Below are 16170 nucleotides of genomic sequence, written 5' to 3'. Positions count from 1 at the left end.
CCTTTATACGTATTAGTAGATGTTCAGGCTTCATTATGTTTATAATAGGAAATGAAACTTTCTTTGTCCAGGATCACTCTGGAAAAATACCAAGTAGAGAAAGGAGTCTCACCAATGAACATACATATTTCAGAAGAAGCTCTTACGTGGTTTAAAGACGAGATGCTTGTGGAGGAAGGCGAACAAGTCCGTTTTTATGTGCGATATGGAGGTTCCAGTCCTCTCCACGATGGTTTTTCATTAGGAGTGAACAAAGACGAACCAGTGGATGCTGGTGAACGGATCGAAATCGACAAACGGGAATTTTTTATAGAGGAAAGAGATTTATGGTTCTTTGATGGTCATGATTTATATGTTGAGTTTGATGAAAAGCTTCAAGAACCATCATATGAATATAAGAAATAACGGAATGATCAAAGGCTGGCATATGCCAGCCTTTCTACTTTAGAGTCTGCCCCCTTACTTTTTTACAAATCGGGCAATATGCTCCTGAAGGCCTTCCTTCATCAGGATTTCATATTGTATGTCCCCTAACAAATCAAAGTGTGGAAAGCCGTCTTTCCTTTGATGAATCCATTCTTTTTTCAAGCCATACTTCTGTCCCCATCTGGATAATACATCAATGTTACAGCAGCCCACTTTCGTTACAGAGCGCACATTGGGAAATCGTTCATCCAGCCAGTAGTGGGTAAGAAAGGCAATCTGCCCATTCCTCACCTGGTGTTTCCATCGGTTTAGCTCTTGTTTGGTTAATCCGAATGCCATGACCCTCTTCCTTTCCCTTTTAAGAAAAGTTCTCGGTAAAAACCCTATGTATTGATTATTTCTTTGCCTTTTCATAGGCGTCGTGCCAATCGGGGAACATCTTCCGAATTGAAATCGGACGGAAGTTCTCTTGCTTGACGCACACATGTTTCGACTGCCCGGTAATGGCCAGCTGATTCTGTCCGTTATAAATTTCGTAAGCATATGTAATCCGGAGTCCATCATATTCTTCTATCCAAGTTTTAATAAATGCTTTTTCGCCGTAGCGGACAGGTGACTTATAGCTTACATTCAGGTCAATGACCGGGGAAAGAATTCCTTCTTTTTCGATATCTGCATATCTGAAGCCCAGATCTTCAATCAATTGTGTACGACCAAGCTCCATCCAAACAAGGTAGTTCGCATGATAGACAACCCCCATTTGATCCGTCTCTGCGTAACGCACTTCAATGGTTTTTTCTGCAATTTGCATCCTTTACACCCTCTTCATCTAATCAGTATCCTATCCTATCTTATCATACAAGCTACAGGCATAGAATTAATCGGCTTGAACGAAAGTCAGATATGATTTCTTTCTTAGTGATGACAAAAGTGCCATTAACATTATGACCCGGACAGAAAGTCTTATTAATAAGAACCTTTCTGTCCGGGTCATTGAAACCTTTATCCTTTATTGCTTTGTTTGATTCGCTTCATCTTTTATTTCATTGCGGAAAGCCTCTAGACTCTCGCGACGGCGTTCATTCTTTGCCTGAATGGACTGAAGCTGCTCTTCGCTGTCCGTACAGGCCATCGACTCCTCGGCCCGGTCCATATTCTCAATCGTATGCTGAACCATACCCTGAAGCTTCTCTACATTATCACTGCGATCATCCGGATTCGGTTTATCCCATGCCATCCTGCATTCCTCCTGTATCAATAGTATGAGGGACGGACCTCTAGGGCTGCTCCCTCTTCAAGCCAATGAATTATTCACCCTTCGTTTGGATCACTTGTGCATGTTTACCTGATTTATCCTGCATTTGTTTCCCTTTGTTGCCTCCTGCAGACCTCGATTGTGTCCCGATATGATTAGGTGCGAAGTGATTCGGACTTCCCTTTGAATTACTCATGTATATCCCCCCTTACTAGTATGATTACCAAAATAACAAGGAAGAATAGGCGTAATAATTGGCAGTAATAATATCAGAGTCAGGGCAAAAAAAATAAGCCTCGTAATTTCTTACTCGGCTTTGCTTACTGGACGCTTTATTTCAAGCCTTGCATCAATGCGCTCTTCAATGGCATCAATGGCATCCTGATCCAACAGAAGCTGTTGTTTGTTTTCTTTTACAAGGTCTGCAAATGATTTTTTGCGTGGTCTGCGCAATACAATCCCCTCGCTCTCTAATGTGGTTTGTATAAATAGTATATCCAAATGTCAGATATTTTAAACAAAGGTCACAATTGAGAGTGGGGATTGATTTGGGACTGACGGGAAATAAGCGGTACCTAATTATTTGAGGTCCGTCCCTCACTTAACCAGTGCTGTGAGGGAATCCATATTGGTGATCGCTCCGATTTGTTTGTGGGTGATGATCCCTTGTTCGTTGATGACGAATGTGGTGGGGACGGTCAGGATGTCATAGGCATTATTGATTTTGTCATCAGTGTCCAGTAGGATCGGAAATGAGAGTCCCAGTGATTTCTGGTATTCCTTGACGTTGTATTGTGGATCGATGTTTATGGCAAGGATTTCAACATCTTTCCCGTATTTCGTATAAAACTCCTGCATGACAGGCATTTCTTCTTTGCAGGGAGGGCACCACGTAGCCCAGAAGTTCACAATCACTTTCTTGCCCTTAAGTTCAGATAGGGTTATGGATTTGCCATCCAGGGTATCCAGCTTGAAATCAATGGCCTGGTCCCCGACATTCGGACCCGGTAAATTTTTCACTGGAGTCGTCTCAGAAACCTCTCCTTCTTCAATATCGATTAATTGATCGTAAGCCTCGGCTTGTTGAAATGTGCTTTTTGAAAAGGATGAGGGATCGGATTTATTCTCAATATAGAATGAGAAGACTAATAAGGTGACAAGTAAAACGCCAAATACGGATTTCAAAGGAGTGCACTCCTCTCCTGTAAATGATTTTACTATCATCATATGTAGGCTTGTCTCCCTTTAGTCATATATTTTTGCACTTGTTGATGAGGAAATGAGAAAAAGCCCCGGGGATTTCCCCGGGGCTTTCAGCATGTATTATGCTTGTAATTTATTTCGAAGAACCATTTGTAGGATACCGCCATGACGGTAATAGTCTACTTCTACATCGGAATCAAAACGGGCAAGTACTTCGAATTCAGTCTTAGAACCGTCTTCAGCCACAGCTGTAACCGTTAGAATATCACGAGGTTTTACATCGTTTGTTACATTTACGGAAATCGTTTCTCTACCCGTCAATCCTAATGATTCAGCGCTGTCACCCTTCTTGAATTGAAGTGGAAGAACTCCCATCATCACAAGGTTTGAACGGTGAATACGCTCATAGCTCTCAGCGATGACAGTCTTGATACCAAGTAGATTCGTACCTTTTGCTGCCCAGTCACGAGATGATCCCATACCGTAATCTTTCCCTGCAAGAACAACTAATCCAGTTCCATCTTGTTGATATTTCATGCATGCATCATACATCGGCATCACTTCATCTTCCGGCCAGTAAGTGGTGAATCCACCTTCAGTACCAGGAGCGATTTGGTTACGGATACGGATATTTGCAAATGTACCGCGCATCATCACTTCATGGTTACCGCGACGGGAACCATAAGAGTTAAAGTCACGTGGCTCTACATTATTCGCACGAAGATATTTGCCTGCCGGTGTATCTTTACCGATTGCACCTGCTGGAGAAATATGGTCCGTTGTGACAGAATCCCCAAATTTACCGACAACGCGGAGTCCGTTCAAGCCTTGAATGTCTTCAGGCGTAGTCGCAAGTCCTGTAAAGAACGTTGGATTCTGGATGTAAGTCGAATTTTCATCGAAGCTGTAAAGTGGTTCGTTACTTGTCTTGATTTCATTCCAACGCTCGTTTTCAGAGAAAACGTGCTCATATTCTCTACGGAATAATTCAGGTGTAACGGTTGATTTCACAGCATCTTTCACTTCATCCTGTGAAGGCCAGATATCTTTGAAGAACACGTCATTTCCATCTTTGTCCTTACCCAGAGAATCTTTTTGAAGATCGATGTCCACAGTACCTGCCAGTGCATATGCAACAACGAGTGGTGGTGAAGCAAGATAGTTTGCTTTCACAAGTGGATGGATACGACCTTCAAAGTTACGGTTACCTGACAGGACGGATGTTAACAATAGATCAGAATCTGAAACAGCCTTTTCGATTTCAGGACGAAGTGGACCGGAGTTACCGATACAAGTCGTACAACCATATCCGACAAGGTTGAATCCGATATCTTCAAGATAAGATAAAAGACCTGAATCTCTCAAGTAACCAGTTACAACTTTAGAACCTGGTGCAAGAGATGTCTTGACATAATCAGGAACATTCATACCAAGTTCCACTGCTTTTTTCGCAACTAAACCGGCACCCAACATTACATATGGATTCGATGTATTTGTGCAAGAAGTGATGGCAGCGATTCCGATTGCACCAGTTGGCATCTCAACATCTTTACCATCTTCTGTTGTATATTTGGCTGTTTTGTTGATTTCAGACGCGTCCAGCCCAAAGCCTTGAACGCCTTCTTTAGCCGTGATGGACTTATGGAAAGCTTCTTTCATATCAGAAAGAGGAATTAAATCCTGTGGACGTTTTGGTCCTGAAAGATTTGGTTCCACTGCTGAAAGATCGATTTCCACTACATCAGTGTACGTAGGTTCTTCTTTTTCAGGAGTGAAGAACATCTCATTTTTCTTTAAGTATTCTTCAACCATTTTGATATGTGTTTCGTCACGGCCAGTCAGACGCAGATAATCCAGTGATTCTGAATCCACCGGGAAGAATCCGCAAGTCGCACCGTATTCAGGAGCCATATTGGCAATCGTTGCACGGTCGGCTAGTGGAAGAGTTGCTACACCTGTACCGAAGTATTCGACAAATTTACCTACTACCCCTTTTTGACGCAGTACTTGTGTCACTTTAAGGGCTAAGTCTGTAGCGGTCGCTCCATTAGGAAGCTCACCAGTCATTTTGACCCCGATTACTTCAGGGATCGGGAAGTATGAAGGCTGACCAAGCATTCCAGCTTCCGCTTCAATACCGCCAACACCCCATCCAAGTACACCGATACCGTTGATCATGGTTGTATGAGAGTCAGTACCAACCAATGTATCAGGATATGTTTCAAAATCGCCTTCTGTTGTTTCAACAGCGTGAACGACATTGGCTAAGTATTCTAAGTTTACCTGGTGAACGATACCTGTTGCCGGTGGGACAGCACGATAGTTTTCAAATGCCTTTTGAGCCCAGCTAAGGAACTGGTAACGTTCGGCATTCCGTTCAAATTCAAGGTCCATATTGGCCTGAAGTGCGTTGGCCGTACCATATTTATCAACCTGTACCGAGTGGTCGATTACCAGGTCAACCGGGATTTCAGGATTGATCTTTTGTGGATCTCCACCGATATCTGCCATTGCTTTACGTAGAGACGCTAAATCAACTACAGCCGGCACACCTGTGAAATCCTGAAGGATAACACGTGATGGTTTGAAAGGAACTTCTGCATCCTTTACTTCAGTTGATCCCCAGTTTGCCAGATTTTCAACATGGTCTTTGTTAATGACACGTCCGTCAAATTGACGAAGTACAGACTCCAAGAGTACCTTCACACTGTAAGGTAAGCGGTTAATTTTTGTTACTCCTGCTTCTTCAAGCGCTTTTAAACGATAATAATGATAACGTTTTCCTTCTAGTTCGAAAGAAGATCGTGCATTAAATACATCGTTCTTTGCCATTTCGATTCCCCCTCTAAACTGCATCAAACAATAAGTCGAAAAGTTTTCGTTCTAAACGAACTTTTCTCACATTTACATCTTAATACAAGCGATTACATAAGTAAATAACAATAAAGTTATTGTTTTTGATAAGTTTTACTTATCTAAATGATTAAACTCCTTAAGGTTTCTATAAAAATATTGGTATTACAACATTTCTGGCCTTGTCAAATCGTGTCAGCTCGTCTAAAACATTATTTTGAAAAAATGAATTTGTAAGCGATTCCCTATTATAGATGGTCAAAGATGGTGGCATTCTATCCTTATGGAGGTGTTCTACATTGGCAAAACGTAAAGCGAACCATGTAATAAATGGAATGAATGCAGCAAAAGGACAAGGCCAAGGTGCCGGTTACAATGAAGAATATTCGAATGAACCATTGACTGCAGCACAACGTCAGTTTAATAAAAAAAGAAAAACCAATCAGTAAAAAATATAAGGGTGGCTATCAGCCTTCTGCAAAAAATTTGTAGATATGGTCACCCTCCCTCCTTGGAACTATTTTCATCTATTTTCCCCTACCCTCTTCGTTCAACTATAAAACCCACCCTTGCCATTCAGCAGGGTGGGTTTTATTTTGGGCGGGGCCAAAAGGTTGATTCTGTTATTGTTCATTCACTTCATTCACAATGGATGACAAGTCGGATTTGAATTGTTGAAGTTGTGCCCGTTGAGTATCCGATGCGACTTCAAGTGCATTTTCTATTTGTTGATAAGCCTCATTCACTTCATTTTTGAGATGGGCCAATTGAGAGCCGTAGCTTGCTCCATCCAGTACCAGTTCGTTGATGGTATGCTGTACTTCCGTCACGCTTTGCTCGGCCGCCTGGAAGGCTTGTTGTTTATTTTTATTGTAAGGCATTGATGATCTCTCCTTATTCAGAAATTAGCTTCTTTAGTTTAACCAAAACTTCAGGAACCTATACGTGTGAATAAACAGATAATCAACTTAGCATCCTAAAGATCAGGAGGGATGATACATGAACAAAAATGATGGCAAAGATATGCGTAAAAGTGCTCCGAAACAATCAGGACAGCCGGAGCCTTTAAGTGGTTCACATAAGGTGAAGAACCAAAATCATACCCGTCAAAAAAATAATAGTCACCACGATATGTAAGAGATTTTAGGGAGTGCCGGCGCTTAATGCCTGCACTCCCCTTTCAGTCTGTTCCTGGTATGGTCTTTAAAACGTGGAGGATTTCCTTCTGCTCGTCCATGGAAACGGTCCGTAGATCAAAGAGGGCGACGCCGTCCTGAATCCTTGTAAGAACGGAAGGGCTCCCCTTTCTGAGCTTTTCATGAATGTCCTGTGCTGAATCAAGAGCGTGGGATACTGCGACAATGTACGTGTCTAATTCAACATCCGGCATCGTCCCTCCCCCGATCTGGCTTTGCCCTTCAACGATGGTGGATGTGTAACCGTTCCCGAGTCCCTCTACACCCTCAACGAACTTCCGGGACTGATGCAGGATTTCTTCTTTGGGCCGGGTGATGGCTGCAATGGTTGGATTTTTCTCCTGTTCCTCCCCCTTTATATAGTGTAAGAGGGTCATTTCCAGGGCTGCCAATGTCATTTTATCCACCCGGAGGACGCGGGCAAGCTGATGTCTCTTTAATTGATCAATCAAACCCTTGTGTCCCGCTATGATACCAGCCTGAGGTCCCCCCAATAATTTGTCACCACTGAATGAGACGATGTCTGCCCCTTTATCCAGCACTGATTTAACCAGAGGTTCATTTCCGATTTCCAATCGGGCGAAATCATAAAGAGCACCGCTTCCTAAATCTTCATAATAATGGACAGTGGAATGAAGGTGGGATAATTCAGCCAGTTCTTCCGTCGGTACTGAAGCAGTAAATCCTTTTATGACAAAATTACTTTGATGAACCTTCATGATCATTTTTGTTTCATCGCTCACCGCTTCTTCATAATCTCTTAAATGGGTCTTGTTCGTTGTCCCCACCTCGCGAAGGAGAGCTCCGCTTTCTTCCATGATAGAAGAAATCCGAAATGATCCGCCGATCTCCACCAGTTCCCCCCGTGAAACGATCACTTCTTTTTTCTTGGCAAGAGCAGTAAGAATAAGAAAAACGGCTGCTGCATTATTATTGACGACCATGGCTGCTTCCGCCCCGGTCAATTCACATATGAGCCGTTCTGCATGGCTGTGTCTCGAACCTCTCACACCCTCATTGATGTCATATTCCAGATTGCTGTAATGACAAGATGCATCCATGACGTGGTTCATCGTTTCCTGACCCAGCCGTGCCCTCCCCAGGTTCGTATGTAAGATGGTTCCCGTAGCATTTATGATCCTCCTGAGAGACAGGGAATGGGATTTGCGAGCCAAAGCTTCCGTTTGGCCAAATACCTCATCAATGAAATCTGGTGACGATGGATGAGGTCCGTCCCACTCTTCATTCAGGATGGACGCCCTAAAAATCGAGATCACCTGTTTAAAGAGGTCCGTCCCTCTTTCCGTCGAAAGGTTGTGATGATGCAGGAAAGTATGGAATTGTTTGGTCTGCTGCAGTTCGTGTATGGATGGAATGTGTCTGACAAGATGGTTCATGACTTTTGCCCCTTCTTTCTTTTCCCTCATTATAACACCCTCACCATTTATAGTAGAAAGAATACAATATGTAAAAGAGTTGTTGGGGGTCAGGTGTAAATGAGTAAGGATAAGGAGGATTTCTATTTAGAGAATTGGGAGGAGAGTATGAAGGATTGGTTATTGGATCCTGCTACGGTTCAGTTGGATGAACAAGAATTCCGTGTGGATTTTCTTGATACGACGGACTCGTTCATAGTGGAGATCGAGACAGAAAATATTTGTCCCGAAGAATTGATTATTAAGAAGAAGGATACTCACTTGTTGGTATTGATCATGCTGAAAAACGAAAGTAAAGTCAGAAAACGCTCCATTCGTTTTCCTTTCTGCTTAAAGCAGCGGGCCATTACCTATTCCATTGAGCATCATACAATCGAAATCAATGTGCCTAAAAAGGCATGTTCCACCCCCTCTTCCATCGTGATTCGTGTTCAGGGATTGTCGAATGAATAACCGTCATTCTTTAAATAGAAGAAAAGGTCATCAGCATGGGCTGATGACCTTTTCTGTGTGTTTTATTGAGATTCAATGATTGAAATGGTCTCGTTGATATCAGGAAAAACGCCTGTATCAAGTTTGGAGTAAATTTTTTTCCCGTCTACTGTAATTTCGAATGCCCCTCCAGAAGACGGTACTAACGTCAGTTCCTTGATATCGGATCTGAAATGGTTGAATAACTGTTCCGCGAAACTCGCGGCTTTAGGTGCATAGTTTCACATCATACAGAATTCAATCTTCATGTTCACAGCTTTCATCAAAATCAGCCTCCTTCTAAGATCACTTTCAACGTGTATGTTCATTTTATTATAGAGGAAATACTTGTGCAAATATTCAGTTCTCTCCATCATTTCCACTTCTCCTTACTTCACCTTTGCTCAATTGTATTTTTATCCTGTACAATGAATTTATTCATACATAAAGAGGTGAATAGAATGAGCAAGGAAGAGATAATCCGCTTAACAGAGCTTTCCTCAAAAGCCGGCTGAGGCTGTAAACTTAGTCCTAGTGACTTGACGCAAGTTTTGCGTCAACTACCTCCTCAACCATTTACGAAAGAATTATTAGTAGGGAATGAATCATCCGATGACGGAGGCATCTTTCAGCTGACAGATGACCTCGCCATGGTTCAAACGGTTGATTATTTCACGCCGATTGTGGACGACCCTTACCAATTCGGTCAAATTGCTGCGGCAAATGCTCTAAGTGATGTGTATGCGATGGGTGGAACAACGAAAACCGTATTAAACATTGTAGGCTTCCCCATTAAAAAACTGGGAAGCGAGATGCTTGCGGCTATCCTTAAAGGGGCACAAAGCAAAGTGATCGAAGCCGGTGCCGTGACCGTAGGAGGACATTCCATTGACGATCAAGAACCTAAATTCGGCCTGAGCGTGACAGGAATCGTTCATCCGGAAAAGTATTGGACCAATACCGGTGCACAAGAAGGGGACGTCATTGTACTGACAAAACCATTGGGTGTGGGGATCCTGACAACCGGAATCAAGCGACGGGCTGTGACTCCCGCTCAGGAAGAGGCTGTCATAGAGGTTATGAGCATGCTGAATAAAACGGCTGCAGAATTGCTGCAAAAATTTCATCCGAATGCCGTGACCGATGTTACAGGATTTGGATTGATGGGACATGCATTTGAAATGGCGAAGGGCAGTAACGTATCAATTGAATTCTCTTATTCCTCGATCCCGCTATTGGAAGGGACGAAAGAGTTAGCAGATCTGGGAGTCATTCCAGGGGGGACGAAAGCGAATGCCACTTGGCTTCAAGACATGGTGCAGTATGAAGCGGGTCTTACCCAGGAAGAACGATGGATCCTCTCTGATGCCATCACTTCCGGAGGTTTACTTGTCAGCCTGCCTCATTCCGAAGGGCAAAAATATGTAGAAGAACTTCAGCGCCACTCCATCTCCGCCGGGATCATTGGTCATGTCCGACCAAAGCAACCATGGAGTATAACGGTAGAAAAATAAGAAAACGGTGATCCCTTTGAGGAAGAAAGCAGCTCAGGAGGGATCACCGTTTTTTATTCTTCAATCATTTTGAAGAATTGACGGGTTATTTTTTTGGATAAGATTCTCACCTGGAAAGGGAATCGGTTCAATTCTTTTGTAAAAGAATTGAACCAGATTACTTTTTCATCGAATGCGATGAATGGTATCTGGGTGGTGGATTTTTGCATTTTGACGCTCGAAGACAAATGTGAACCACTGCCTGTTTGACTGAAGATCGTTACCTGTTTATCCTTTGCTGCCCTTTGTAAGGCACGCATCATATCGTTTGGGATCTCTTTTATATCCCTGACATTCACTATGATTTCAGCTTTTGCAGCTTCCATATCTTTACCAAGCTTATGATGGTCTTCGATTTTGAACCATTTCATTTTCTTTGTGGAAGTTGGCACCAGTGAGGCGCTCGTTTCGTTATGGACTTCCTGCTTAAGGTGAGAAATGAATTGATGCACAGGTTTAGAAGGATGAGTCTTTTCCCGAATGAATTGATCATTCCCCACTAAAATAAACTTCCCCTTGGCTCGGGTGACGGCTACGTTGATCAGCCTCTCGCTGCCTTTACGGGTAATCAACGTACCCGGATTGCCATGGGATTCCCCGTCGACTAAATCGAATAGAATCATATCATTTTCCGACCCTTGAAATCCATGAACCGTGGCGGCGTATAGTTCGGATGAAGGGGCCATACTCTTTACCAGTTCATCGAGTAAAAGGTTATACCATTTGGCTTGAGCCCGATACGGGGTCACGATCCCAACAGAAAGTAACCCATCACGTATGGACTGAAGCGTCAGCTGGATCGTGACTAAGCTGGACAACAGATTCCATCTTGACCCTTTTTGGGTTTCTGCCCACTCCGTCCCTTCTTTCAGAGAAAATAGTACCGTTCCATGTGACGGGTAAGGTTTCTTATTTGTGATGTTCTCCCGAATCGATTTGACCGAATGATGATCCCCAACCCTTGAATGATAAATATATCGATTGGTGAATGCCGAAATGCTGGGATGCATCCTCCTTTGTTCCGGGAGTAATAAGAGTTGGGGGTGATCCAGCCCATTCCCGACTGCGCCTGCCACTCCGGCTTCATGAAAGATGTCTTCCTTCAGCCACTTGGCTGCCAGGGGATGAAAGGAAGATGAGATGGGTGGAAGTTGTTTGAAATCGCCACATATGATGATTTTCTTCCCCAGTGACGCAGCGAATGCCACTTGAGGTATATAGGCCATGCTTGCCTCATCCACCATCACTAAGTCGAATTCATCTTCATACAGAAGGCGGTCAATGGCCGCCTTTGAGAGGGTGGTTCCGATCACCCTGGCCTCGGAGACCAACTCACCTTCCCTTCTCTTGAACGTTTCCTTGATTTTTTGATAGTGAACTTCGAGATGGGACAATCTCTCTGAATCATAGGAAGAATAGGTTTTTGACAGTTTGTTTTTTAACCTTCTCCTGTACTTTTCTACCTTCCCTTTTTCCTTGGAAAGAGTCGGATCCTGTTGTTCCAGTAATTGAAGGGCGCTTAAATCCGTCACATCGGAACTATAGGTTTTCCTGCTTGTACCGTACCGGATCACCTCTCCAGGGGTCCAACGGTCATGGCTGCTTAGAAAATGATGCATTTCTTCTATTAATACATCCACAGCTGCATTACTATGGGAAAGAAGCAGCACTCTCTTCCCATCTGAATAATGATAAGCGGCCACTCTTGCCAGGGTATAAGTCTTGCCTGTCCCAGGTGGTCCCCACAGATACGTAACGGGATTATATTTACTTCTGACATAAGCTTCATGCAATGGGGTCTTGTATTCGTATCCAGGATGTCTTTGAGCCATTTCGGGAAACATCACCTTCTGGATGCGCTGGGTTTTCCCGTGTCGTTCCCTTGCTTCATCCAACCGTTCGATCAGCTTCTCAAGGATATCCCATGGTTGGTGAAGGATCTGTCCGTATGATACTGTATCCCCGAGGAACCGATCGAGCTCTATGATGCATTCTCTTTCTTCTGAATTAATCACGATCCCTTGGGTTGAAGAATGCTTCCGTTTATACATGACGCTACCCCCCTCAGGGAGCGAAGCGGGGTAGTGAAGGGTGAACCAATAAATATAGGCGCCTTCTTCTTTACGGATGCATCTTCCCTCTTCGATGAGAATCCCATTCGTTTCCCGTTTTTTTAATTGCAGGATCTCCATATCCAAAGCAGATTTCCACTCTTCTATCATGTCTGTTATCTTCATTTAAATCACCTTTGTCATCCGATAAAAATTCAAGACCTTTATCATAACAATTTATTGAGTGAGTGTATAGGAAATCAAAAAAAGAACCATTTCAAAGAAACGATTCTTTCTGATGAGTGACCCATTACATGGGATGCCCTGTATTTTCCTCGTCGAACCGGTCCGCATAATACAGGACATCCTCCACATATTGTTCGCTATGGTTGTATGCAAAGACAGCTTGTTCGAGCTTTCCTTCAGCAGCTCCGTTATGAGCGAGATAATTGGCGGCACTGAATATGGCATCCTCCATCTGAAAAGGATCTGCTTTTCCATCCCCGTTTGCATCCACACCATATCCTCCATATTTTTCAATGACGGCAGGGTCCGTTTTTTGATCTGTAGGAATATCCCCTTTTCCGAGTCCCGAACAACTTGGATGGGACCAGCCTACAAAGGTGCAGGGCATAAACTGCATGTGCCCCTCTGCCCCCGCTGGAGAGACGAGTGACTTCATGGTCGAGAATTTCGTTTCAACCCTGTGATGGGCAGCTAGAAGATACCAGGGTACTCCGTATTCCTCTTCAGCTGCCTTATAGATGGGGATATACTCAGAAGGTATCTCATCTTTTCCAATGGATGAGAGGTTAAATGATGAGTCATCATAATTGAGGGCATAATAAATAGCTAGAATGATGATGGGGATGAGAAGCATTTTAAAGGGTGATGATTGCTTTTTCTTACTGGACTGCTTTTTTCTGGTCTGTTTTTTTGTCATTGAAGTCGATCCTTTACAATGTTATGGCTGCTCCTTGTATTCTAATATGAGAATACATTAATGACAATCCATTATGTAAAAAAAGATGCCCCTTTAGCAGAAGGCTCTCTGCTTCTAAGGGGCATCTATCCATTATCTATTTATTGTTAACAAACAAACGCTGCTCCAACGATAATTAAAAGGATGAATAAAACTACGATTAACGCGAAACCACCAGCGTAGCCACCACCACCGCAGCCATATCCATATCCAGGGTATCCATATCCATACATCATCAGTCACCTCCAGTTATCTTACTACGATATTAATGTATGTAGTGGACAAAATGTAGGTTAATTAAAATCATCAACCACTTTCTATCATGGTTCTGTAAACGGCCTGAATTACGCATAAATAAAGGCTTTACAAGGTGTAAATGAAAGAAAAAATGAGTAAAATGTCTAGTTGTGAGGTCATAAATAAAGCGCCTGAAAGTTTCCAGGCGCTTTTTAAGACGTTTACATATGTTCTTTAGGTTCTTTTGTTTTTCTTGGCTTCGGTTTAATGTATAAACCAAGTTCCTTCTTCTCCTGGTTCAATGACTTATACAGAGAAACCATCATGAGTGCCATGATTACGGAGAATGGCAGCGCTGCGACGATCAATGCATTCTGTAAAGCCTGTAACCCTCCGCTGTATAATAAAATTAATGCCACGGTAGACTGTGCAAGTCCCCAGGTCAATTTCACATAGTTTGGTGGGGTTAGTGAACCATAAGTCGTTTGCATCCCCAACACGAATGTAGCCGAGTCTGCAGATGTGATAAAGAAAGTTCCGATCAGTGTGATGGCAATGACTGAAAGGATGGTTGACCATTCAAATCCGTTAAAGACAGCAAACAGTACTTCTTCTGTTTTCAGGTCCGATAGCGCTGCTCCTGCCTGTTGCACTTCAATCGCGGAAGTACCGAAGACAGCGAACCAAAAGAAGCTGACAAGTGCAGGTAACAACAATACCCCGATCAAGAATTCACGGATCGTTCGACCTCTTGAGACACGTGCGATGAAGATACCCACAAACGGTGACCAAGAAATCCACCATGCCCAGTAGAAGATGGTCCATCCATTGATCCATGTACGGTGTTCTTCATTTAATGGAGCGATCCTGAAGCTCATTGAGGCGATATTTTGAATATAAGCCCCAATCGTATCAGTAAACATATTGAGAATTAATAAAGTAGGTCCTATAAAGAATACCAATACGAGGAGTAAGACCGCAAGAACCATATTTGTATTTGATAAGTACTTGATTCCTTTACTTAATCCGGACCATGCAGACATCATGAACAGAACGGTTACGATCCCGATAATGATCGCCTGGACCGTGAAGTTATTTGGAATATCGAGCAGGTAGGATAGTCCACCGTTAATCTGTGCTGCCCCGAATCCAAGGGTTGTAGCTACCCCTACAACCGTAGCGAATACAGCCAGGACATCGATGATCGTTCCGAGAGGTCCATTCATCTTATCACCAAAGATTGGTTTCAATGTCGCTGAAATTAACCCAGGCTCATCTTTACGGAATTTAGAGTAAGCAAGTGCTAGAGCGACGATTGCATAAATCCCCCATGCGTGAATCCCCCAGTGAAAGAATGTATAACGCATTGCTTCTTTAATCGCCTGGTCGGTTCCCCCTTCTGCCGTCGGAGGAGTCATATAGTGAGACAGCGGTTCGGCTGCCCCCCAGAATACTAAACCAATTCCCATTCCTGCACTAAACAACATGGCGAACCATGTACCTCTTGTATACTCAGGTTTTTCATCCGGTTTTCCTAATCGTATCGTTCCCATGGGACTAAAGATTAAGAACACACAGAAGATGACAATCACTGTAACTAAAATAAGATAATACCAACCAAACGTTGAAGTGATAAATGCTTGCATTTTTGCTGTTACGTCTTCAAATGATTTTGGTGCGATTGCTCCATATGCAACGGAAGCAACAACCAAAATGACTGTAATCCAGAAAACATTTGATATTCTCTTCATAAAATTCTCCTTTCCTTATTAAGGTTTTTGTTTTGGCTCTTTCTTAATGAAGGGAACTACAGTGGGATTCTAGGTGTTTGAAATTGTATGTACACCTACTGTACTAGACCCCTCATCGAAGAGTCCCGGTTAATGCAAATGGGAAAATGTGCATTCTGAGGATGAGGGAATGATTACTTATTACCTATTCCCTTGTCACTCTCTTATAAAACCAACATTTGTTACCCTATCAGAAAGAAGTTTACCTTTGCAAGTGAAAACCATCATTATTTTTATTAGTCTTTGTCATTTTTTCGTTTTCATTCCTTTTCTTTTAGATAGATTTCCCCTTATTACCAAGGTTTTTTAACGAGGCATGATTGGAAATGATACCGCTTTATAAACAGGTTGGGATAGATAGGTCATTGTTCAGATCTATAGAGTTACTGCCCTATAAGAAAGGTATGGATGCGAAATAGAACACAATTAGGAAGGGAAATTGAACACAAAGAATTGGTAATTTTGACATGAATTTGCTATGATGAAATGCCTTTATTAGTGGAACATATAAGAAAAGCTATGTAGGGAGGAAATCCGATGAAAAATAATAACAAGCGAACACAGAATGAAGCAGCAAAAAAATTGGCACAACAGCAGATGGGAGAGGAAAACGAATTGAAATCCGTTGCTCCATCCGCCAAAAAAGGACTTAAGGGGATTTAAGAATAGAAGACATTAAGGAAAAAGGAATCAATAAAAAAAGGACGCTGATGAGCG

At 42.8% G+C, this 16170-nt stretch carries 18 protein-coding genes and 2 pseudogenes; 6 read left to right on the top strand and 14 right to left on the bottom strand.

Features of this window, described 5'->3' with window-relative positions; all coding sequences use genetic code 11:
* Window positions 1-114: 114 nt before the first annotated feature.
* Window positions 115-405, top strand: coding sequence for a HesB/YadR/YfhF family protein (locus V8G47_RS01235; protein ID WP_224519957.1), 291 nt, complete (start codon window positions 115-117; stop codon window positions 403-405).
* A 54-nt stretch (window positions 406-459) separates the two neighbouring features.
* Here V8G47_RS01235 and V8G47_RS01230 read toward each other — a convergent pair whose 3' ends face one another.
* The 7 genes from V8G47_RS01230 to acnA all read right to left on the bottom strand — a co-directional run bounded on the left by V8G47_RS01230 (window position 460) and on the right by acnA (window position 5716).
* Complete coding sequence (locus tag V8G47_RS01230) at window positions 460-765, bottom strand: hypothetical protein (RefSeq protein ID WP_336198488.1); 306 nt, start codon at window positions 763-765, stop codon at window positions 460-462.
* 55 nt (window positions 766-820) lie between these two features.
* Window positions 821-1237 carry an acyl-CoA thioesterase gene (locus tag V8G47_RS01225; RefSeq protein ID WP_254651552.1) on the bottom strand — a complete coding sequence of 139 codons (417 nt, stop codon included), beginning with the start codon at window positions 1235-1237 and terminating at the stop codon, window positions 821-823.
* 198 nt (window positions 1238-1435) lie between these two features.
* Entirely contained in the window at window positions 1436-1663 is a 228-nt protein-coding gene (tlp, locus tag V8G47_RS01220; RefSeq protein WP_034759293.1) for a small acid-soluble spore protein Tlp, read from the bottom strand.
* Window positions 1664-1733: 70 nt separating this feature from the next.
* Window positions 1734-1877 carry an acid-soluble spore protein N gene (locus V8G47_RS01215; RefSeq protein WP_034759295.1) on the bottom strand — a complete coding sequence of 48 codons (144 nt, stop codon included), beginning with the start codon at window positions 1875-1877 and terminating at the stop codon, window positions 1734-1736.
* Between the two features lie 110 nt (window positions 1878-1987).
* Entirely contained in the window at window positions 1988-2134 is a 147-nt protein-coding gene (locus V8G47_RS01210) for an FbpB family small basic protein (RefSeq protein ID WP_079532604.1), read from the bottom strand.
* 144 nt (window positions 2135-2278) lie between these two features.
* Window positions 2279-2866 carry a peroxiredoxin family protein gene (locus tag V8G47_RS01205; protein WP_336198487.1) on the bottom strand — a complete coding sequence of 196 codons (588 nt, stop codon included), beginning with the start codon at window positions 2864-2866 and terminating at the stop codon, window positions 2279-2281.
* A 138-nt stretch (window positions 2867-3004) separates the two neighbouring features.
* Complete coding sequence (gene acnA, locus V8G47_RS01200; RefSeq protein WP_336198486.1) at window positions 3005-5716, bottom strand: aconitate hydratase AcnA; 2712 nt, start codon at window positions 5714-5716, stop codon at window positions 3005-3007.
* 320 nt (window positions 5717-6036) lie between these two features.
* On the opposite strand from acnA, the gene sspO reads away from it, so the two are divergent.
* Window positions 6037-6186, top strand: coding sequence for a small acid-soluble spore protein O (sspO, locus tag V8G47_RS01195; protein ID WP_034759300.1), 150 nt, complete (start codon window positions 6037-6039; stop codon window positions 6184-6186).
* A 174-nt stretch (window positions 6187-6360) separates the two neighbouring features.
* Here the strand turns inward: sspO and V8G47_RS01190 are convergent, their stop codons facing one another.
* Complete coding sequence (locus V8G47_RS01190; RefSeq protein ID WP_034759302.1) at window positions 6361-6618, bottom strand: hypothetical protein; 258 nt, start codon at window positions 6616-6618, stop codon at window positions 6361-6363.
* Window positions 6619-6736: 118 nt separating this feature from the next.
* Here V8G47_RS01190 and V8G47_RS01185 point away from each other — a divergent pair, with 118 nt between their 5' ends.
* Entirely contained in the window at window positions 6737-6874 is a 138-nt protein-coding gene (locus V8G47_RS01185; RefSeq protein ID WP_336198485.1) for a small acid-soluble spore protein P, read from the top strand.
* A 43-nt stretch (window positions 6875-6917) separates the two neighbouring features.
* On the opposite strand, the gene selA is transcribed toward V8G47_RS01185, so the two are convergent.
* Complete coding sequence (gene selA, locus V8G47_RS01180) at window positions 6918-8360, bottom strand: L-seryl-tRNA(Sec) selenium transferase (protein WP_336198484.1); 1443 nt, start codon at window positions 8358-8360, stop codon at window positions 6918-6920.
* 69 nt (window positions 8361-8429) lie between these two features.
* Here selA and V8G47_RS01175 point away from each other — a divergent pair, with 69 nt between their 5' ends.
* The gene (locus tag V8G47_RS01175) at window positions 8430-8822 is read left to right on the top strand and encodes an Hsp20/alpha crystallin family protein (RefSeq protein ID WP_336198483.1); all 393 of its coding nucleotides are present in this window, start codon (window positions 8430-8432) and stop codon (window positions 8820-8822) included.
* Between the two features lie 62 nt (window positions 8823-8884).
* On the opposite strand, the pseudogene V8G47_RS20815 reads toward V8G47_RS01175, so the two are convergent.
* Window positions 8885-9070: pseudogene (locus tag V8G47_RS20815) on the bottom strand (Rdx family protein); the annotation flags it as partial.
* A 231-nt stretch (window positions 9071-9301) separates the two neighbouring features.
* Between V8G47_RS20815 and selD the strand changes: the two are divergent.
* Window positions 9302-10354 carry a selenide, water dikinase SelD gene (gene selD / locus V8G47_RS01170; RefSeq protein ID WP_336198482.1) on the top strand — a complete coding sequence of 351 codons (1053 nt, stop codon included), beginning with the start codon at window positions 9302-9304 and terminating at the stop codon, window positions 10352-10354.
* A gap of 53 nt (window positions 10355-10407) precedes the next feature.
* Here selD and V8G47_RS01165 read toward each other — a convergent pair whose 3' ends face one another.
* The 4 genes and pseudogenes from V8G47_RS01165 to V8G47_RS01150 all read right to left on the bottom strand — a co-directional run bounded on the left by V8G47_RS01165 (window position 10408) and on the right by V8G47_RS01150 (window position 15414).
* Complete coding sequence (locus V8G47_RS01165; RefSeq protein ID WP_336198481.1) at window positions 10408-12630, bottom strand: DEAD/DEAH box helicase; 2223 nt, start codon at window positions 12628-12630, stop codon at window positions 10408-10410.
* A 124-nt stretch (window positions 12631-12754) separates the two neighbouring features.
* Window positions 12755-13387, bottom strand: coding sequence for a lytic transglycosylase domain-containing protein (locus V8G47_RS01160; protein ID WP_336198480.1), 633 nt, complete (start codon window positions 13385-13387; stop codon window positions 12755-12757).
* A gap of 146 nt (window positions 13388-13533) precedes the next feature.
* A pseudogene (locus V8G47_RS01155) lies at window positions 13534-13614 on the bottom strand (YjcZ family sporulation protein); the annotation flags it as partial.
* Window positions 13615-13884: 270 nt separating this feature from the next.
* Window positions 13885-15414 (bottom strand): glycine betaine uptake BCCT transporter, encoded by a 1530-nt coding sequence (locus V8G47_RS01150; protein ID WP_336198479.1) that lies wholly within the window; start codon window positions 15412-15414, stop codon window positions 13885-13887.
* Window positions 15415-15990: 576 nt separating this feature from the next.
* On the opposite strand from V8G47_RS01150, the gene V8G47_RS01145 reads away from it, so the two are divergent.
* A complete protein-coding gene (locus V8G47_RS01145; protein WP_336198478.1) occupies window positions 15991-16116 on the top strand; it encodes a hypothetical protein in 126 nt (41 codons plus the stop codon).
* The last annotated feature ends 54 nt before the right edge of the window (window positions 16117-16170 follow it).

Source organism: Rossellomorea sp. LJF3, from assembly GCF_037046045.1.
GTDB lineage: Bacteria > Bacillota > Bacilli > Bacillales > Bacillaceae_B > Rossellomorea.
This window is presented reverse-complemented; position numbering and strand designations above follow the sequence as displayed.

Coding starts and splice junctions, on each gene's coding strand:
- V8G47_RS01235 (WP_224519957.1), top strand. CDS start 115: ATGAACATACATATTTCAGAAGAAGCTCTTACGTGGTTTAAAGACGAG.
- V8G47_RS01230 (WP_336198488.1), bottom strand. CDS start 765: ATGGCATTCGGATTAACCAAACAAGAGCTAAACCGATGGAAACACCAG.
- V8G47_RS01225 (WP_254651552.1), bottom strand. CDS start 1,237: ATGCAAATTGCAGAAAAAACCATTGAAGTGCGTTACGCAGAGACGGAT.
- tlp (WP_034759293.1), bottom strand. CDS start 1,663: ATGGCATGGGATAAACCGAATCCGGATGATCGCAGTGATAATGTAGAG.
- V8G47_RS01215 (WP_034759295.1), bottom strand. CDS start 1,877: ATGAGTAATTCAAAGGGAAGTCCGAATCACTTCGCACCTAATCATATC.
- acnA (WP_336198486.1), bottom strand. CDS start 5,716: ATGGCAAAGAACGATGTATTTAATGCACGATCTTCTTTCGAACTAGAA.
- V8G47_RS01190 (WP_034759302.1), bottom strand. CDS start 6,618: ATGCCTTACAATAAAAATAAACAACAAGCCTTCCAGGCGGCCGAGCAA.
- V8G47_RS01185 (WP_336198485.1), top strand. CDS start 6,737: ATGAACAAAAATGATGGCAAAGATATGCGTAAAAGTGCTCCGAAACAA.
- selA (WP_336198484.1), bottom strand. CDS start 8,360: ATGAGGGAAAAGAAAGAAGGGGCAAAAGTCATGAACCATCTTGTCAGA.
- V8G47_RS01175 (WP_336198483.1), top strand. CDS start 8,430: ATGAGTAAGGATAAGGAGGATTTCTATTTAGAGAATTGGGAGGAGAGT.
- V8G47_RS01165 (WP_336198481.1), bottom strand. CDS start 12,630: ATGAAGATAACAGACATGATAGAAGAGTGGAAATCTGCTTTGGATATG.
- V8G47_RS01160 (WP_336198480.1), bottom strand. CDS start 13,387: ATGACAAAAAAACAGACCAGAAAAAAGCAGTCCAGTAAGAAAAAGCAA.
- V8G47_RS01150 (WP_336198479.1), bottom strand. CDS start 15,414: ATGAAGAGAATATCAAATGTTTTCTGGATTACAGTCATTTTGGTTGTT.
- V8G47_RS01145 (WP_336198478.1), top strand. CDS start 15,991: ATGAAAAATAATAACAAGCGAACACAGAATGAAGCAGCAAAAAAATTG.